The sequence below is a fragment of the Sulfitobacter sp. M368 genome (genome assembly GCF_025141875.1).
Lineage (GTDB): Bacteria > Pseudomonadota > Alphaproteobacteria > Rhodobacterales > Rhodobacteraceae > Sulfitobacter > Sulfitobacter mediterraneus_A.
In genome coordinates this window covers 2,688,140-2,705,337 of the sequence record NZ_CP081113.1, presented here as the reverse complement: position 1 = coordinate 2,705,337, position 17,198 = coordinate 2,688,140, and the positions used below count along the sequence as shown (strand labels likewise).

Sequence of the window (17,198 nt, the reverse complement as noted above, 5' to 3'; positions counted from 1 at the left end):
GTCAGTCCGCGCGCAAGTCTGGCAGGGTGAAGTCCATGTAGCGGCGTTCTTCGGCCAGCGTGGCGGCATCCACCACGCCGGACTGGCCCGCGCCGACGGTTTGAATGGCTTCGAGCTCCCACATGCGCGTCATGGCAATGGCCAGCTCGGCCGTGACGCGAGTGTTGTGATCGACGGCTTCTTTGAGCGTCTCCATATCCGGGATCAGCGAGACCAGCTGTTCGACCCGTTCGAGAGACTGCGCGGCCTCGTCATAGCTGTTCTCGGCCGCCGCTGACATAACGGCCCCAGTGCCCGCCTGGCTGGCAATGCGTTCCGCGCCCGGATTGCCGCTGCTGGCCATGTCAGACAGGCTGTCTTGGTCAAAACCTGCGTCCTCCAAGGCTTGCGTCATGCGGCCTTCCATCTGTGGGGCCGCATTGCCGATCAGGCTACTGAAGTCACCGCTTTGGATTTGCCGGATGGTGCCAAGGAGATCGCCGAATTCCTGATCGAGCAGGCCGTCAAGGTCGCCGCCCATGGCCATTTCAATGATATCCGTCGCGCCGGTCAGCGCGGCGTAGGTCTCGTTGAGCGTGTCGAGTTGCTGCTGCACGAGATCGAGCTGTTCGAGAAGCGTGTCGAGCTGGTCAGTTTGGATTCCGAAATCCTCCAGCATCTGCTGCAGTTGTCGAATTTCCTGCGCGATGTTGCGGGTGTCGACCGTTGGCACGCCTTGGGCAGATGCAGGGGACGCAACCAACAATGCGCAGATGGCTACGGCAGAAAGAAAGCGGATCATCGTAGTGCCTCCAGATCGAATTGCATGAAGTCTTGTTCGCGCGCCTGCGCGGCCGCCATGGCCAGCTCTGCGGCGCTGAGCGGGCGGGTGTGGGCGGCCTTGAGGCGCGTGCGGATGGCGATCAAGCGGGCGAGTTCGGCCCGCGCATAGGTGTTGAGCGACATGGCAGCGTGAATGTCATCTGTCTCACCAATGCGGGTGATGATGTCCTGCACGCGCTGCGCGGCCGCTTGCACCGAGACCATGGAATAATCGCCATAGACCCCTGCGCCGAAGGAGGTGAGGCTCATGGTCGAGTTTGCGAGCAGAACCGGATCAATCGTGCCGAGTGCATCAACACCGCCGACGCGGGCAAGGTAAAGGTTGTAGCGCTCCGGGATCACCTGAACGTAATGCTGGGTCTCAGCAAAGGGCGGCACGCCGCCGTAGCGCTGCACATTGCCCGGACCGGCATTGTAGGCCGCCAGGCTGTGAATGATGTTGCCATCAAACATGGCCAGCATCTGCGCCAGATAGCGCGCGCCGCCCGTGACCTGGACATAGGGGTTCTCATAGTAGGCCGGGTAGATCCCCAGATCCTGCGCCGTGCCGGGCATGATCTGGGTCAGGCCAAACGCACCAACCGGTGAACGCGCGCCGATGGTAAAGCGGCTTTCTTGCCAGATCAGCGCCTGTAACAGACAGCGCCATTGCTTGGGCGAAAGACCCGCTGCGCGCACGCCAGACATGTGGTGCGTTTCCTGAGCCGCGCGAATGATCAGCTCTTCAATCGATCCTGAGGCATCGCCGAACATCTGGGCTGCGCCGGGGTTCGGATCGACCGAACCATAGAGCGTGCCTGCGGCGCTCTCAGGCGATGAACCAGCTTCCAAGCGCGCGACCAGTGTGCCTGAGTTCCCGCTGGCCAACGTCGTGGCATCAAGGATGTCTTCCAGCGCCTGGAGTTGTTCCTGCTCGAGCGCTTCAAGCTCTTCTTCTTTGGTCAAACGATCCCGCTGCAGTGCCAGATCTTGTTCGCCCTGCTGCAACACGCGCTCGCGCTGCAAGAACATGCCTGCATCAAAGGTGGGCACACCTTGGGCAAAGGCCATTGGCGCGGCAAACCACACCAGACTCGCAAGGATATGCGAGCGGAGCCTATTCATGCAGCGAACCAATCGGTCCGAGCAGCTCGAAATTGCAGTTGCTGCGGCTGACCTCGGCAAAAGAGTTAAAGCATTCTGCCTCTGAAGGCCGGTATTCCGCGCAGGCTGTCAGGGTCAAAAGGGTGAGGGTCAGCACGCAAAGTCTACGCATCAATCTGTCTCCAAAAATCGGGGTTTTGGCGGTAATCCGCGCCGACCAGCGCCTCGCCTTTTTCCATACCGCCAAGGATCGTGAGGTATGGGCCAAGGGCGCTCAGATCGGCATCGATCACGACCGAGCCTTGATCGTCACGCACCAGCGCCAAACGGGAGTTGCTGCCGGTGCTGAGCAAAACACTGAGCTCTTTCTCCGAAAGGCCCAGCATGGTGTAATCGCTTGCCGAGGCACGAATGTTGGGGAGCAGGAGCTGCGTCGGCACAGCCTCGACAATCGTCTTGCCGGTGCGGGTTTTCTCAAGCTGGCTTGCGTATTGGGTCATCATGACAACGACGGCGTTCTGTTTGCGCGCCGTGACCAGCCAGTTACTGAGCCGATCCGCGAAATACGGGTTATCCAGCGCCTTCCAGGCCTCATCGATGATGATCAGCGTCGGTTTGCGGTCCTCGATCACGCGCTCCACCCGCCGAAACAGGTATGACAGGACAGCCATGCGTTCCTTCTCGCTTTCGCTGTCGAGAATGCCGGTCAGGTCGAACCCCACGACCACACCATCGAGCGAAAATGTGTCGTCAGCGCTTTGCCCGAAGATCCAGCCGTAGCGGCCATCAGCTGTCCATTCCTGTATCCGTTCGAACAGATCCCCTTCATCTGCCCCCGCCACAAAGAGGGAGGCCAAATCCTGCCAGTTGCGCAGGGCGGCATCGCTCGCTCCGGCGTTCTGGCGTACCACTTCCTGAATGCGGTTGATCTGGACCGGGCTCAGGGGCTTGTCGGCGCGATGCAGCAGCGTGGCCAGCCAATCGGAAAGCCAGGCTTGCCCGCGCCCGTCGATTTCCGTGCGGAGCGGGTTGAGACCTGTGGCTTCACCCGCCTTGATGGCGCTGTAACGCCCGCCATTGGCCCGCACGGCCATTTCCATGCCAGCGCGATAGTCAAAGACAAAGACGCGTGCGTCGCAGCGACGGGCTTGGGTCATGAGAAAGGCTGACAAGACCGACTTGCCGGAACCAGGACGACCGAGGATCAAGGTATGCCCGCCGGTCGGTTCTTTGTCTGGCTGACCCGTCTCGTGGTAATTGAACAGGAAACCCGAGCGTTCAGGCGTTGGAAACAGGGTGATCGGTTTGCCCCAAGGCACTTTGTGGCCAGGTTTGCCCAGTTGACCGCGATGCAGTGCTGCGAGGTCGGCAAAGTTCGTGTTCGTGATGGCGGCCTTGCGGCTGCGCATTTGCCCATTGCCCGGATGCTGCGCGAAATAATGTGTGCGCGCCGCGAAGCTTTCGTTCACCAGATTGACGCCTTCACTGGCAGCTATATTGCGGACCTCGGCGGCGATTGCTTCCAGCTTTTCCTCGGTCTCGGCGAAAACCGTGACCGTCATATGATGATCACCAAAGCTGAGCCGCTTGGATTCCAGATCGTCGAGCGCGTCGACCAGTTCTTCTGCGAGAGAAATCGCGCCATCATCGCTGGCCTTCATAAGGCGTTGCTGACGCTTGATCCGACTGGCCATGATGTTGCTGTTAATCGGCGTGAAGGAATGCGTGACCACCATGTCGACGGGAAGGTTCAGCTCATCGAACATGGTGCAGCTGGTTCTGGCTGGGTAAGTCTTGATCGCAAAACTGGTGCCAAACCGCTTGCCCGCCGTCCCATCGTCGAGCGTAAAGCCGCGTCCCCGAAACGTGACGCGGGTGTTGGCCACATCTTCGGCAATGACGCCAAATCGCGATTTTGCGAACAGCGGGCGCTCTTGGCCGATGTTGAGCGCCCCGAGGAAACCCAGCAGTTCGCCGTTTTCGACTCCAAGAAGGCGCGGGTTCATCTCGGCAAAGGACGACAGCAGAAACCCAACGACCTCCTCGAGCTTGCGCAACAGCTTGGCTGTCTGGTCTTTCAACTGTGCGATCGAATCTGAGCGCTTCAGGCGCAGCCGCGCGCCGAGGGGAGGACGTTTCAGCACCGTGAGCGTGAGCGTCTTGTCCCGCAGGCCTGCCCGCGCCATCGCCGTTTGCCAGCGGGTATCCAGCGCTTGTGCAAACCCTTCATTTGGCACCGGTGGTAAGGCGGTTCCGATCGCTTTTGAGACCTTGTGAACGTAGAAACTGTACTCCGGCCCGATCTGCGCGATGATCGCTGCAAAGAGCTCGCGGGTCTTCTCCAAATGCACGTCATCGCTGGTCATGCTGTTGACGCCATCGAGGCGGATGCATTGGAACAGCGCATTGCCGCGTGTGCGGATCGTCACATCATTCACCAGACTGACATAGGGCAGCATGCTGGCCATCGGGCGCTCTTTGCGCGCCCAGTCTGGCAGCGTTGCAAGATCATCCGACGGATCACGGAGCATAACTGTCCCCCGAATGGATCTTGCGGTTCGGGGTCGGTGGCGTTTCTTGCAGGGCGGTGACCATCACCTCAAGAAAGGCCGGATCCCAATCCGCCGCTTTCCACAGCGCGGGATAGGCCAGGGCGGCGATTATGATCACCGGCCAGCTCTGGACCCAGAGAAACAGCAACACAAACCCGAAGAGCCAAACCATGGCGTACATGATCGGCAAGCCGATGAGCTTTGGCGGCCGGATCAGACCGAGGAAGAGGCGGGTTTGCGTTGCCATGCCTAATTTACGCACCCCAGATCGCGGTCACGATGGTCGGCGCAGCCGCGATCCCTGCAATGGCAACTAGCACCCAGAGGGCTTGGCGGAAATCCAGAATGCCAAAGAGCCAAGAGAGGAACACACCGATCAGGGCCAAGGTGCCGATGACTATGCCCAGGGGGCCGGTGATCGTATCGACGATGCCCTGCAAAAGGTTCTGCACCGGCGAAAGGTCAATGCTCTGCGCAAAGGCCGGGTTGGCAATCATCAAGCTGGCCAGAGCCAGCGACAGGATCGTGCGGAATTGAATGTGCATCAGGAGGCTCCAGTCAGTCGATCACGCACGGCAATGACGCGGTGCACGTGATTTTGGGTTTCTTGGTAGGGAGGGATGCCGCCAAAACGCGCGACCGCGTCGGGCCCTGCGTTGTAGGCGGCAAGCGCGAGTTCGGGCGTGCCAAACTGCGCCAACATCATCAGGAGGTAACGAGCAGAGCCATCGAGGTTGGCCTGCCAGTCATGCGGGTCAACGCCGAGCTGCGCGGCCGTCGCGGGCATCAACTGTCCCAGGCCGATCGCGCCTGCGGAACTGAGCGCATTCGGGCGGTAGGCACTTTCGATCTCAATATTGGCTTGGAAGAGGGCCTGCCATTCTGTCACCGACAGACCGGCGCGGCGCAACGCCGGGTGCCCGCCATAGCGATGCGCAGTGCTTTCAAGCGCTGCGAGGATTTCTGGGCGGGGAACTGCGCGGTCGGGTGCAGGAGGCGGACCTTCAGGCTCAGGCGCTGTAAAAACGATCAGCTCTGGCGGGTTGGCACCAATCCCGTCGACGTAGCTTTGTGCAAAACCTGATTGGGGGGCTTTAGATTCTAGCTGGCCATCGGCTCGCATGGAAAGAACGAAGCCTTCAGAATAGGCGGGTGCAGCAATGCATACTGCCAGGACGGCAAGTGTCTTAGCCCGCGTCGTCCAGCTTGTGAGAGGCGATTTTGCCTTCGAGCATAGGGATCGAGACGATCGAAACGCCAAGCCCGGCGAGGAAGCTGGATAAACCGTTAATTGTCTTGAATTCCCGAGCTGCCATGTTGTTTCGAGCAGTGACGAGCAGGCGGCGCGTCTCGCCATCTGGCGAGACGCAATGCACGGTCCAAACTCCGGACCACTGAGCACCTGTACGTTTGGGCGTAACCCGACACACAACATCCGCCGAATGACCCTCGGCAAGCAGCGTGCGCAGCCCGTCTTCACTGACAACATTGGGGGCGTCTTGCATCAAATTCATAGGATCGAGCCTTGCAGAATTATGCATTAGCCCGGCAGTCCCTCATGGACTACCGAACCGATACAATATTATAATTTTGCAATCAATAGGTGCATTTTGAGTTATTGCACCTTTCATGCGTTGAAATAAATTTACTGCAACGGAGTGACTGAGCCAAGATAATATGGCGCTTTTGAAACAAATATGGGCGGTTATGGTCGTTCTGAGCTGGGGTTCTGCCGCGATCGCGGGCAGTTGTGGGCCACCTACGCCGCCTTGGATACCAACGGAGCCCGCCTTAGCGGAGCGGTATGTAGAAATCCTGAAACGGGATGCGGAGGCGTATTTCTCATCTGTTGAATATTACTTCAGATGCATTGATGATCAGCGGCGTCAAGTTTTTGAAGAGGCCCGTAAGATCAACGCGAAGTTTGTCCTTGTGCTTAGCGCCAGTTACGGCGCGCAGTAGCGTCTGGTTGACTGCGAGCCCAGTGCAGATTGGAACAAAAGTCAGTGGTGAGGGTCTTGCCCAACGGCGATCTGCAAATGATGCGCCTGATGGTGTGCACCAATGGCCATCACGCCAAAGAAGCCAAGCCCAATTACCCTTGCCAGATCGGTCTCGGTGCTAACAGTGATACGCATAACCGCACTGGACGTGGTGGGTTCGACATCTATGTCCCACGTTGTTTCAGCCGCGAGCATCGGTGCATGCGCCACAGTCATGCGTTGAATAGCACCCAGCGTCTCGCCTTCGCCTGACACAGTGAAGGTCACAGTCATTCCGTTCGTTTCCGTGGTGGTCTTGGCTCTGGTCGTCACAAGGTCCATGTCCACCAGGTGGCTTTGCAATGCGTCGATATTGACCTTGTTCCAATCTGTCTTTGGATCATCGTCCAAGATCTGCACGATTTCGGAGATGGCGGCGAAGGCTGATTGTCCGACCTCTGTTGGGCCATTTGATCCGTGATGCATATGTTGAGCAAATACTGGAGAGGTTGCGAATGTGACAAAGGCGCAAAGCATTGTTCTGAACATGGAAAGACCGTTTTTTTGTTGAGGTTCAGTCTTTGATAGATTGATCCCGCAAAATCAAATATGATTGAAATCATATGTTACCAGAGCCATTTGATCTTTTGAATGATGATGCACGCAAGAGTATGACCTTGGCAAAAGCCGATCACGTCTTTCATCAGGGTGATCAGACGCGTGGTCTGTTTTTTGTTGCTTCAGGGGCAATTTGTCTGACCAGACTGACCGAAGCAGGGGCGCTGGTGACCCTTCACAATGCCGTTGCTGGCAGCATGTTTGCGGAGGCGTCGCTTTACTCCGATCACTACCATTGTGATGCAATAGCAGTCGCACCTTCCAAGGTTATTCGCCTGTCCAAGAGCGCTATATTACTGCGGCAGCGTGAGGACGCCTTCTTCTCAGAAGGGATCACAAGGCTTTTGGCCTCACAGGTGCAGGATTATCGTCAGCTCTTGACGCTCCATGCCGTGAAATCCGCGAATGAGCGGGTATTTCAGGCTGTCGCCAGTGGACGATTGAGGGGGTCAGTTACCCAGCTCGCGAGTCAAATAGGCCTCACCAAAGAGGCCTGCTATCGAGCGCTGAAGGAGCTGACGGATCAGGGCTTGCTGAGCAAAACCGGGCGCGGTGAATACGTTCTGCGCCAGCCATAGTTAGCACAGGCAATCCTGCGCGGACGGGTGTTAGCCCAGGATCCCCGGCCAATTACCGAGGCCTGCGGCAATGTTGCCAGAAATGTCTTGCCGCCATAGCTCTTGCGCCCGTAGGCTCGCATTCAGGTAGAGCTTGCCTTCATAGATCGTCCAGGCTTCAGGTATGGTCGGCGCAAGATATCCTCGCGATGCCGCAAAGGCGCAGTAGCCTCCGAACCCAGGAGCATAAGCTTCTGGGTTTGCCGCGAATTTGTCGGCGTTGCGCCGATTGGCAAAATGCCATTCAGCGCCGTTCCAGAGTTGTGCGTGCGCCGCTGCACCAGATACGGGCTTTTCCTGATCGAAGTAGCCAACTGGATCGACCGCATTTATCGCAATCGGATTTTGAAAGACCTCCGGTTCGCGCGCAAAGGCGACGGAAGGAAACAGTCCGAAGGCGGCGGGTGTTGCGGTGAGTAGACCGAGTGTCTTGCGGCGTGTCAGCATGGTGGATGATCCTTGTCGTTGCATCGTTTATACATTGGCAATCCGCGCGTTTCAGGGTGCATGACCTGATTGTGAACCCGCCGTGAACAGGCACAACACGGGTTAGTCATGAGGTGGATTCCGCGCGGCTTGGATGTCCTGAACACGTTTCGGCCAGGTCGAGCGGATGTAGGCGAGAATGTCCCAAATCTCCTCATCCGTTAGTGTTTCACCGAAGCCCGGCATGCCGCTGGCAAACCCCGTAACACCGCGTGCCTCAAGCGCAGCTGCCCCGCCGAGCTTTGAGTACTCAAACAAAAGTTTATTGTCGTGGTGCCAAGTATGCCCAGTTTGATCGTGCGGCGGTGCAGGCAATACGCCATTTTCATCCGGCGATCGCCACTCGGGCTGCCCCTCGAGGTTTGCCCCGTGGCATGCGGCGCATTGCTCTGCATAAAGGGCCTGCCCGTTTGCCAAATCACGGTTGTCCAACTCATGATCCGCGAAAGCTCCAGTTGCGGCAAAGCAGGAAATGGAGATCAGAAAATTCTTCATAGCACCTCCACCCATGTCTTCATGCCACCGGCCTGATGGCTTAGCATATGGCAGTGCAGCATCCATTTGCCGGGATTGTCGAACACGCAGAGGATATCTTGCGTCTCACCGGCCTGTACCAGGCTCGTGTCTCGCAAATCCCCAAGGCTGCCGTCCCTTTGGATCTCGTAAAAATGATGCCCGTGCAGGTGAATGCCATGCGGGAAGCTCGTGTCATTCACCAATCGGATCCGCACGGTCTCGCCGCGCTGGAAGCGGCCAAAAGGGGCGGATTGCAGGTCAGAGAGGTCGTTGAAGGCCCAGATATTGTCACCGCCATGTCTGCCCCCCATAGCGCCACCCTGCATGGCCAAAGTCAGCTCTTGCGTGACCTCGCCGGGGCGCGGAACATCGTTTGATGGCAGCGCGGGAATCTCGCTGCTGCGGGGCTCAACCTCGCCTTCTGTCGCCAACTGCCCGAGTGAATAACTCCCGCTTCGGGTCGCCATGAAAATCTCCATCGCGCCTTCGACATCAGCGATGATGTCAATGCGCTGCGCCGGTGCCAATTCGATGGTCTCAAATTCCCTTGGCTGTGCGAGAGGCATGCCGTCAAAGGTGACAATCCTGCCCTTAAGCCCTGTCAAAGTGAGCGGGAAAACTCTGTCGGTGGCGGCGTTGATCATCCGAAGGCGGATGCGCGCGCCTTTCTTCAAAAGCAGGTCAGGCAAAAACGCACGCGCGAAATTCCCCATTCGCCCTGCATGAGCGACGTCATGCATCGTGGCGAAATCGTCAGTCAGTTGGCCGGTTTCGTCCAGTCGCCAATCTGCCAGAATGGCTGTGATGTCATGATCCACGTCCGGCGGGTTGGCCTCTTCTACGATCAACGGCCCCATGAGGCCGCGTGCAACCTGTTCGTGCGACAGGTAGTGCGAGTGATACCAGAATGTGCCTGCGTCGGGGGGCGTGAATTGATAGGTATGTGTGCTGCCCGGATTAACAATGTCCTGTGTTAGGATCGGCACACCGTCCATTGCGTTTTGCAAGCGTATGCCGTGCCAATGCACCGCCGTGCCTTCATCAAGCTTATTGTGCAAAAGCACGTTTAGGCGCTGGCCTTGCTGCACCCTGATTTCCGGCCCCGGCAATCCGCCATTAAAGCCGAAAGAGCGCGTCGCAGAATATTCTCCGGCGGGCAGTATCTGCGCCTCCACCGCTTCTGCAGTAAGGTCAAACTGGCCCATTGCGCGCGAAACATTGGGGAGGAGCGTTGCCGCACTCGCGGTCAAAAGAAAGTCTCGTCTGTTCATAACGTGTCTCAGTTCCGCAGTGTCAATACGCTGGTCAGTGCTGCTGTCGTCGCAAGCACCGCCAAGATAACTGCTGTTTCTATTTGAATGGATCGAGCCAGATGGCGCGCCGCAGCTGTATTTCCAGCTTGCATCGCGGGCACGAAGCGAAGTTTGTTTACCGCAGCGAGCGTCAGGACCACAGCGACGAAAGCGAATTTTGCAAGGAGAGCCTGACCATACCCCGAGCCGAACAAGGCCGACGGGGTGCCAGTCAACACCCAGCCCATGATAAGCCCTGCGATGATGAGAGCAGGCACAATGATCGTCGCTGCTATGCCAAATTGATGCCCGAGCTGTGCCGCTTGGTTCAACCGATCGTCCCTGCGTGACAGATGATGCAAAGGTGGCAAGACACCGATCCAGAAGGCAACGCCAGCAAGGTGCAGCGACAGAAGAAGACGCAGGCCCAATTGTCCTTTATCCGGTATGTGACCGATCTGGGCAAACGACCAAAGCAGCAATAAGGCACCGACAAGCGCGAGCCATTGCCCAAGGCGGAGCCCCGCGCGCGACATCAATACCCCGACAATGATCATGGCGGACCCTGACACACGATACAAAAGCGCGTCGCCAACTGGGGTCTGCCACAATAGGCCCAAGATTTCGGGGTCTGTCATGCCATCTGAGCCTCCAGTCAGCGCGGCACCGCGTAGCATGAAACCCAGAAGAGAGGCCGCCAGCGCAAGCACCGCGAGAGCAATCGTCTGGTTGCGTATCCGCTTGGTCAGAGAGTCCGTCGTACTGGCAAATGCCAGCTGAGCGATCACCAATCCGGCCGCGCCCAAGGCTCCAATGTATAACAGCAGTTTCGCCAGAATTGCGGCCTGACCCCAAACATCCGGCATGCTCACTCCACCGTGAACGAGAATTCGCTCTGCATCGCATGACCGTCGATCCCAAGCCCGCGCCATTCGATGCGATAGATGCCAGCCCCCATGCCTTCCAGAGGAAGCGTAAAGGTGCGATCAAAGCTCTTCTGGTCACCGAGATCGAGTTGCACCGACGGGTGATCCGCATGGGTCATCTTCACCCGCGTCAGGCGAATGTCATTGGCGAAATTAAAACTGATATCGGCGGGGACGTCCGCAATCACAGCGCCATTTTCAGGCGTGGTCGTATCGACACGGGAGTGGGCAAACGCACCGGACGCAAGAGATGCGAGCCAAACAAAAAGGGCAAGGTGTTTCATGGTCGTATTCCTTAGTTAATCCCGTTGGCGCGTTGGATGGCGCGAATGTAATCGATCACCATGGCGACGTCGCCACGCGTGAGGCCTTCGACCGGCGGCATATCTCCAAACCGCCAATGGTGGGCGCGAACGCCATTGGCAACAGCGCGTTGAAAGCTTTCGTCGCCATGATGACTGGGTTCATAGATTTTGTGAATGAGCGGTGGTCCGGCCTCTGCGTTGCCAACACCCTGCGTGCCATGACAGGCCGCACAGATGCTTTCAAAGATGTTCTGGCCGATCGCCGCATTGCCGCTGATCTGAGGCATGGTGATCGCCACCATAGCCGTATCGGTAGCCGTATCTGCGGCCGTGACTGTTGCAGTTTGGGTGGCTGGATCGTCTTGAGTGATGTCCTGCGATGGTTCTGAGCGAAGGAAGCCAAAGACGGCGATTGCGGCAGCGGCGCTTACGCCAAGGAATAGGTATTTCGTGTTCACGTAGGTGTCCTAACATGCTGATAGAGGTGCCGATCGCCCCAGAGGACGCGGCAGGTCACGCTTTGCCCGAATGCTTTGGGCAAAACTCGATAGGCGTGATCAGCTGTTAGGTGGTCGTTCGGGAGTTCGTGGCCTGTTCACAGCAGCAAACTGGCCGATCTGTCCCCATGAGGCCGAGCGAAGTCCGATCGGATGATCCAGTGTCGGGAAATCGGACAAAGTTATCGCTTGGCAAAATATCTGGTCGCAACATTCGTGTGCCACCTGATCGTTTTCAGAGACGTCATGTGAGTGGCTCGCGATACTGGCAACGTCGCTTGGCGCATGTTCGTGGCAATGCTCACCAATGCAATCAGGGGTTCCCGCATGCGCAGCGCTCTCGATCATGTTCCCGATCAAGAGCATGCCAATCAAAGCGATTGCGATTATGCCACGAATAATTTTCACCTCAAAAGCCTAGCCCAAGGGGTTGAATGTTACAACTGCGACAGGTGTTCACAGTTTTGCCAACATCCAAACGGCCATTCCAACCATCATCAGGTTTTCAGTGAGAGAGATGAACCCAAGCGGCACCTTGCTGTCACCTCCAACACAGGCGCATTTAAGCTCGCGTTTGTCGATATAAACGGCCTTGAAGACACTGACTGCGCCGATGCCCGCGACAATCAGGGCCGCCGGGGCCGACACCCATGTCAGAACGCCCGCCGTCATCAAAAGCCCCGCACCTGTTTCGACAAAGGGGTAGATATATCCGTAGCGCACCCAGCGTTGCGCAAGCAGATCGTAATTCAAAAACATCGTCGCAAAGCGCTCAACATCCTGCAATTTTTGCAGCCCGAGAAGGACCATGGAGATCGAGATGAAGAGCTCGATCGTTCGGCCTGCGAAGGCGGTTCCAAGGCTCAGCCAGGTAACGACGATGGCCAGCAGGGCAGCGATGGAAAACAATGCAATGACAGGTTGGTAGGTCGTGCCGTCTTTCGCTTTGGCAGGTTTTCCAAGATGTGTGCTGAGATCATCGAACCCGCCGATACGTTCGTCGCCAATAAAAATCTGCGGTGTCGTCTTTATTCCGTGTTGCGCCTTAAAGGCATCGACGTCTTCACGGCTCTTGAGGTGTCGGTCATCGACGACAAAGCCGTTGCGCTCCAGAAGGTCTTTTGCCTTCAGTCCGTAGGGGCACATGTGGTCGGACATCACCATTCGGTAGAGCGTTGCATGTTTTTGCAAGGTGTCTTTAGGCATTGGCTGCATCCTCGAGAATTCCGCGAAAGGCGGTCTTGTAATTGCGTCAATGCAAATCTAATCTTTCCAGTTACTGGAAGGTCAAGGAGAGTCGTGATGAATATTTCATCTGCCGCAGAGGCCGCAGGATTGCCTGTGAAAACAGTGCGTTATTATGCCGACATTGGCTTGGTTGATGCGCCTTCACGGTCTGAAGCGGGTTACAGAACCTATGACGATGCCTCGGTGCGAAAACTGGGCTTTGTTCGAAGGTCTCGGGAATTTGGCTTTAGCATTGAGGAGTGCCGCGAACTCTTGAGCCTCTACCAAGACAGAGATCGCACGAGCGCTGAGGTGAAACGAATTGCTTCAAAAAAGCTTCAGGACATTGAAGAGAAACAGAGGGAGCTCCAATCACTCCATGAAGAGCTAGAGCACCTTGTAAAGTCATGTCGAGGCGATCAGAGGCCGGATTGCCCAATCATTGACTATTTGGGTTAAGGTCGAGATTTTTTCGTAATCACAAACCTAATCTCAGTATTCGCATGGATCGCAGTTTATTGGCGTCATTTTCGAGCTATGCTGCTTCAATCTGACCTCAGAGAATGATCCTGCTCGCACAGATCGTGATTGGCCAAGGACGCCAGTACATAGCAGTCCTCTGTGACCCCTTCACCGTCGCACCCCTTTGAAATTCGCGTAAGCTCCTTCTCGAGAGCCCGGAGACGTTTGATCTTAGCTCTGACATCTGAAAGTTGCGAGGTGGCGATGTCATTTGCCGCCTGACACGATCGATCCGGGTGGCCCTGAAGCTCGATCAGTTCAGATATGGCTTCAATTGTGAAACCAAGATCGCGCGCGTGTTTTATGAAGCTCAAGCGCTCTAAGCCTTTAGCGTCATATCTGCGTTGATTGCCTTCCGTCCGTTCCGGAGCGTTCAAGAGCCCTTGCTCCTCGTAATAACGGATCGTCGGAACCTTGACCTTGGTACGTTTTGAAAGCTCTCCGATAGAAAACATGAAATTACCTCTTGAACCTCTAGTCACTAGAGATTGTATATGAGGTGGGACGAAGAAACTAGAGTGCATTCCATGTCCCAGAAATACCTCGCAGTAACCGCCATCCTCGATTTTCGATCCGGTAGCATTCAAGCCTTGATTGCTGAAAGGGGCTGGTCTTCCCTCGAACCCAAGGCGCGAATTGGCGCGGCCTACGATTTCGTGCGCAACGAAATCCTGTTCGGCTATAACAGTGACGATGCGCTGCCAGCCTCTCACGTGCTGGCTGACGGATACGGCCAATGCAACACCAAGGGAACGCTCCTGATGGCGCTGCTGCGCGCTTTGGATATTCCCTGCCGTTTCCACGGTTTCACCATCGACAAGGGATTGCAGCGCGGTGTTGTGCCGGAGCTGGTTTATCCGCTTGCGCCAAGTAACATCATCCATTCCTGGGTCGAGATCTTGATTGATGGCACCTGGATCAATCTTGAAGGCTTCATCCTCGATCGAGATGTTCTGAGCGCGCTTCAAAAAACTTTTCCGGGGCGAACGTCGCTATGCGCCTATGGCGCGGGAACGGACTGTCTGCAAGCACCCCCTGTAGAGTGGGTTGGCACAAGCACCTACATCCAGAAGACAGGTATCAATCACGACTTCGGTGTGTTCGACAGCCCTGATGACTTTTTTGCGAAACATCGCCAGCTTTCGGGATTGCGTGGACTCCTTTATCGCCTGATCGTCCGGCATTGGATGAACCGGCGCGTTGCGCGGATCAGGCAAGGCCATGTGCCTGACATCCCCGTTGGCGAAAGCAGTCTTGTTCCCGCCCAAGAGCTTATCGAATTGAAGGAGGGTGTGTGATGTCAGGATGTTGCGGACATGACGTCAAGTTCGAAGGCGTCTCAGACGACTACAAGCGGCGGCTTTGGATTGTCATTGCGCTGAATGCGACCATGTTCGGTGTCGAGATGACTGCCGGTCACGTCGCAAAGTCCCAGGCGCTTCAGGCCGATGCTCTAGATTTTTTAGGGGACGCGTTGACCTACGGTATCTCTCTTGCCGTGATCGGTGCTTCGATCCGAGCACGCACCAATGCAGCGCTGGCAAAGGGGTTGAGTTTACTTCTGATGGGGCTGTGGGTGTTCGGGGCGACCGTCTACCGCGTTTTTTATGTCGGTGTCCCTGAAGCGGAAATCATGGGGCTTGTCGGGTTCTTTGCATTGCTCACCAATCTCGCAAGCGTCCTGCTGCTTGTGAGGTACAAGGATGGAGACGCCAATGTGCGCTCTGTTTGGCTCTGCTCCCGCAATGACGCCATCGGCAACGTGGCCGTCATGTTCGCGGCTTTGTGGGTTTGGGGCACGGCGACCGGCTGGCCAGACCTGATCGTCGCAACCATCATGGCTGGCCTGTTTTTGTCGTCTTCATTTCAAATTGTGCGACAGGCTTTGGCGGAGCGCCGCGAAGTCGACAGGCTCGGGCACGCAGAAACATGATCGAGACCGCTTTGACCATCGTGGGATTGGGGATCTCGGCCGCAACGCTCGCTGCGATCCTGTGGTCCATCGCGCGGCCCACGCAGCGGCTATGGCCTCCCGCCAGATATTCGTCCTTAACCCCGATTTTGGTATGGGTGCCGACTTTTTCGCTCTTTGGCGCATTGTTGGCTCTGGGGATTTTGGCATGGGGCGACCTCGCGCTGCCGCAATGGCTCCGGTATGGCGTAGGCATACCGCTGATCGTCATTGGGAACGTCGTGGTCTGGAGTGCCGTAGCAGGCTTTGGCATTCACAAGACTGGCGGTGCGACCGGCGGTTTGCAAACGAGCGGTTTGTACCGTTTCTCGCGCAACCCTCAGTATGTTGCTGACATTGGAATGATACTTGGCTGGATGATGCTTTCAGCCGCGCCGCTGGCTTTTCTCGTGGGTGTTTCGGCCATCATTGTTCTAGTTGCTGCTCCTTTTTCCGAAGAGCCATGGCTGCGCGCGCACTACGGCAGTGACTTCGATAGATACGCCAATCGCGTGCGTCGCTTTTTGTGAAGAAGCCGACCTTAGCCAACCCTCAGCACATGCTAGATCTGTACTCCGTCCGTCCGTTAGCTGCGTTCTACGCCAAGGTCTGGTTCAGCGGGATGATCTGAGCGATGTGGTGTTTTAGGATGGCAGTCATCGTACAACGCTGCCTGCGTCTCGCCGTTATCCCACTGATATAGAACGCCGATTTCTTCACCTGTTTTGATGCACGAAATGCGGCCGATGGCTTCGGCCGTTGTGCGAACATTTTCAAGTTTGGGCAAACCTAGCCCCTTTTACTAAGTAACTCTTGTGGATCGACGTCAAATGCGACCGCAATTTTTTCAAGAATATCCACCGATGCCGCAGAGTGAGCGAGTTCAAGCTCGCTGATGTAGCTGCGGTCAATACCTGCCGTATGCGCCAAGTCTTCTTGGCTCATTCTTTTGGAACTTCTTAGATTCCGGATGTTTAGCCCTATGCGTTCCCTCAAATTCATGGCCTGTCTTCGGCCAAACAACGAGGCTCACTCTACGGAATATATTCCACAAAACGCGCGAGAGCTGTCCTCGGCGGTTGCCCGCATATGGTGTGAAAGCTGAAAATGATAGAATGTTGCAATACTATCCTTATGCTGACAAAAGGAGTTGTGGGGCATGTTCCATAAGTTGTTGAAAAGCTGGTGCTGTGGATTGACCGTGGCTGTCTTAGCAAGCTGGGTTCCGCAGACCGCGAAAGCCTATCAGGTTGACTGCGCCATTCTGCTTTGCCTGGCTGGTGGGTGGCCCGCGTCAGCAGAATGTGCCCATGCCCGCGCCGTATTCATCCGTCGGATCACGCCTTGGCCGATTGAGCCGCCGTTACAAATCTGGCGTTGCCCGATGGGTATTTCTGAACGTGCGCCCCTGCAAAGCAGGGCCCCAAAAATCTGGGAGGCCAGCAACCAAATCGGCCAGACTCTTGGTCACGTCATTCTGGCGCAGGTGGTCGAAGGCGGTGCTGATATCGACATTAGCGGTTTGGAATTCGATTTTGTGCGCTCGATCCGTGTTTGGGATGTTCGGCACTACAGCCATCGCGAACGTGGTCGCGACGATGATTGTTCTGAGAGTTACAACATGCGCCTCGGGACCTACGGCACGCAGGGCGAATTCGGCTGGCAACGCACAACACCAGCGGCCGCTCCGCAATGGGTCCTGCCGTCACGGCGCTGCTCATCATCGAATTGGCGGCGCGGGGTGGGTGTTGAATGGGAAGATCACGAGGGTAACCACGGATATGAGTGGGTTGCCTACTAAG

At 56.7% G+C, this 17,198-nt stretch carries 25 protein-coding genes; 6 read left to right on the top strand and 19 right to left on the bottom strand.

Annotated elements, in window-relative coordinates:
• Position 1: 1 nt before the first annotated feature.
• The 9 genes from K3754_RS13575 to K3754_RS13535 form a co-directional block, all read right to left on the bottom strand.
• A complete protein-coding gene (locus K3754_RS13575) occupies positions 2–781 on the bottom strand; it encodes a type IV secretion system protein (RefSeq protein ID WP_259937998.1) in 780 nt (259 codons plus the stop codon).
• Positions 778–1,926, bottom strand: coding sequence for a lytic transglycosylase domain-containing protein (locus K3754_RS13570; RefSeq protein WP_259937997.1), 1,149 nt, complete (start codon positions 1,924–1,926; stop codon positions 778–780). The genes K3754_RS13575 and K3754_RS13570 overlap by 4 nt, the downstream gene beginning before the upstream one ends.
• Complete coding sequence (locus tag K3754_RS13565; RefSeq protein ID WP_165821375.1) at positions 1,919–2,077, bottom strand: hypothetical protein; 159 nt, start codon at positions 2,075–2,077, stop codon at positions 1,919–1,921. The genes K3754_RS13570 and K3754_RS13565 overlap by 8 nt, the downstream gene beginning before the upstream one ends.
• Positions 2,070–4,436 (bottom strand): type IV secretion system protein B4, encoded by a 2,367-nt coding sequence (locus K3754_RS13560; RefSeq protein WP_259937996.1) that lies wholly within the window; start codon positions 4,434–4,436, stop codon positions 2,070–2,072. Before K3754_RS13560 ends, K3754_RS13565 begins: the two co-directional genes overlap by 8 nt.
• Positions 4,426–4,704, bottom strand: a complete 279-nt coding sequence (locus tag K3754_RS13555) for a type IV secretion system protein VirB3 (protein WP_024096577.1) — start codon at positions 4,702–4,704, stop codon at positions 4,426–4,428. Before K3754_RS13555 ends, K3754_RS13560 begins: the two co-directional genes overlap by 11 nt.
• Before the next feature lie 7 nt (positions 4,705–4,711).
• Positions 4,712–5,002 (bottom strand): TrbC/VirB2 family protein, encoded by a 291-nt coding sequence (locus K3754_RS13550; RefSeq protein ID WP_025060020.1) that lies wholly within the window; start codon positions 5,000–5,002, stop codon positions 4,712–4,714.
• On the bottom strand, positions 5,002–5,580 hold the full coding sequence (locus tag K3754_RS13545) for a lytic transglycosylase domain-containing protein (RefSeq protein WP_259937995.1): 579 nt from the start codon (positions 5,578–5,580) through the stop codon (positions 5,002–5,004). The genes K3754_RS13550 and K3754_RS13545 overlap by 1 nt, the downstream gene beginning before the upstream one ends.
• Before the next feature lie 64 nt (positions 5,581–5,644).
• Complete coding sequence (locus K3754_RS13540; RefSeq protein WP_050673810.1) at positions 5,645–5,971, bottom strand: hypothetical protein; 327 nt, start codon at positions 5,969–5,971, stop codon at positions 5,645–5,647.
• A gap of 489 nt (positions 5,972–6,460) precedes the next feature.
• Positions 6,461–6,988 (bottom strand): hypothetical protein, encoded by a 528-nt coding sequence (locus K3754_RS13535; RefSeq protein WP_259937994.1) that lies wholly within the window; start codon positions 6,986–6,988, stop codon positions 6,461–6,463.
• 98 nt (positions 6,989–7,086) lie between these two features.
• Here K3754_RS13535 and K3754_RS13530 point away from each other — a divergent pair, with 98 nt between their 5' ends.
• A complete protein-coding gene (locus tag K3754_RS13530) occupies positions 7,087–7,635 on the top strand; it encodes a Crp/Fnr family transcriptional regulator (protein ID WP_259937993.1) in 549 nt (182 codons plus the stop codon).
• 30 nt (positions 7,636–7,665) lie between these two features.
• Here K3754_RS13530 and K3754_RS13525 read toward each other — a convergent pair whose 3' ends face one another.
• The 7 genes from K3754_RS13525 to K3754_RS13495 form a co-directional block, all read right to left on the bottom strand.
• Positions 7,666–8,121 carry a YHS domain-containing (seleno)protein gene (locus K3754_RS13525; RefSeq protein ID WP_259937992.1) on the bottom strand — a complete coding sequence of 152 codons (456 nt, stop codon included), beginning with the start codon at positions 8,119–8,121 and terminating at the stop codon, positions 7,666–7,668.
• Positions 8,122–8,223: 102 nt separating this feature from the next.
• Positions 8,224–8,655, bottom strand: coding sequence for a c-type cytochrome (locus K3754_RS13520; protein ID WP_259937990.1), 432 nt, complete (start codon positions 8,653–8,655; stop codon positions 8,224–8,226).
• Entirely contained in the window at positions 8,652–9,947 is a 1,296-nt protein-coding gene (locus K3754_RS13515) for a multicopper oxidase family protein (protein WP_259937989.1), read from the bottom strand. Before K3754_RS13515 ends, K3754_RS13520 begins: the two co-directional genes overlap by 4 nt.
• 8 nt (positions 9,948–9,955) lie before the next feature.
• Entirely contained in the window at positions 9,956–10,834 is an 879-nt protein-coding gene (locus K3754_RS13510) for a copper resistance D family protein (RefSeq protein WP_259943357.1), read from the bottom strand.
• Positions 10,835–10,836: 2 nt separating this feature from the next.
• Positions 10,837–11,178, bottom strand: a complete 342-nt coding sequence (locus tag K3754_RS13505; RefSeq protein ID WP_259937987.1) for a copper resistance CopC family protein — start codon at positions 11,176–11,178, stop codon at positions 10,837–10,839.
• 11 nt (positions 11,179–11,189) lie between these two features.
• Entirely contained in the window at positions 11,190–11,657 is a 468-nt protein-coding gene (locus K3754_RS13500; protein ID WP_259937985.1) for a cytochrome c, read from the bottom strand.
• Between the two features lie 495 nt (positions 11,658–12,152).
• Complete coding sequence (locus K3754_RS13495; RefSeq protein WP_259937983.1) at positions 12,153–12,902, bottom strand: MauE/DoxX family redox-associated membrane protein; 750 nt, start codon at positions 12,900–12,902, stop codon at positions 12,153–12,155.
• A gap of 96 nt (positions 12,903–12,998) precedes the next feature.
• Between K3754_RS13495 and cueR the strand changes: the two genes are divergently transcribed.
• Entirely contained in the window at positions 12,999–13,382 is a 384-nt protein-coding gene (gene cueR / locus K3754_RS13490) for a Cu(I)-responsive transcriptional regulator (protein ID WP_259937981.1), read from the top strand.
• 86 nt (positions 13,383–13,468) lie between these two features.
• Here the strand turns inward: cueR and K3754_RS13485 are convergent, their stop codons facing one another.
• Positions 13,469–13,900 carry a helix-turn-helix domain-containing protein gene (locus tag K3754_RS13485; RefSeq protein ID WP_259937980.1) on the bottom strand — a complete coding sequence of 144 codons (432 nt, stop codon included), beginning with the start codon at positions 13,898–13,900 and terminating at the stop codon, positions 13,469–13,471.
• Between the two features lie 72 nt (positions 13,901–13,972).
• Between K3754_RS13485 and K3754_RS13480 the strand changes: the two genes are divergently transcribed.
• From K3754_RS13480 to K3754_RS13470, 3 genes are read left to right on the top strand one after another with little or no spacing between them, the layout of a single operon-like run.
• The gene (locus tag K3754_RS13480) at positions 13,973–14,743 is read left to right on the top strand and encodes a transglutaminase family protein (RefSeq protein ID WP_259937978.1); all 771 of its coding nucleotides are present in this window, start codon (positions 13,973–13,975) and stop codon (positions 14,741–14,743) included.
• Positions 14,743–15,378, top strand: a complete 636-nt coding sequence (locus K3754_RS13475; protein WP_259937976.1) for a cation transporter — start codon at positions 14,743–14,745, stop codon at positions 15,376–15,378. Before K3754_RS13480 ends, K3754_RS13475 begins: the two co-directional genes overlap by 1 nt.
• Positions 15,375–15,926 (top strand): isoprenylcysteine carboxylmethyltransferase family protein, encoded by a 552-nt coding sequence (locus tag K3754_RS13470; protein WP_259937975.1) that lies wholly within the window; start codon positions 15,375–15,377, stop codon positions 15,924–15,926. The genes K3754_RS13475 and K3754_RS13470 overlap by 4 nt, the downstream gene beginning before the upstream one ends.
• 56 nt (positions 15,927–15,982) lie before the next feature.
• Here the strand turns inward: K3754_RS13470 and K3754_RS13465 are convergent, their stop codons facing one another.
• Both K3754_RS13465 and K3754_RS13460 read right to left on the bottom strand, forming a co-directional pair.
• Complete coding sequence (locus tag K3754_RS13465; protein WP_259937974.1) at positions 15,983–16,183, bottom strand: hypothetical protein; 201 nt, start codon at positions 16,181–16,183, stop codon at positions 15,983–15,985.
• Positions 16,184–16,185: 2 nt separating this feature from the next.
• Positions 16,186–16,398, bottom strand: coding sequence for a helix-turn-helix domain-containing protein (locus K3754_RS13460; RefSeq protein WP_259937972.1), 213 nt, complete (start codon positions 16,396–16,398; stop codon positions 16,186–16,188).
• A 157-nt stretch (positions 16,399–16,555) separates the two neighbouring features.
• Here K3754_RS13460 and K3754_RS13455 point away from each other — a divergent pair, with 157 nt between their 5' ends.
• Complete coding sequence (locus tag K3754_RS13455; RefSeq protein WP_259937970.1) at positions 16,556–17,197, top strand: hypothetical protein; 642 nt, start codon at positions 16,556–16,558, stop codon at positions 17,195–17,197.
• Position 17,198: the final 1 nt, after the last annotated feature.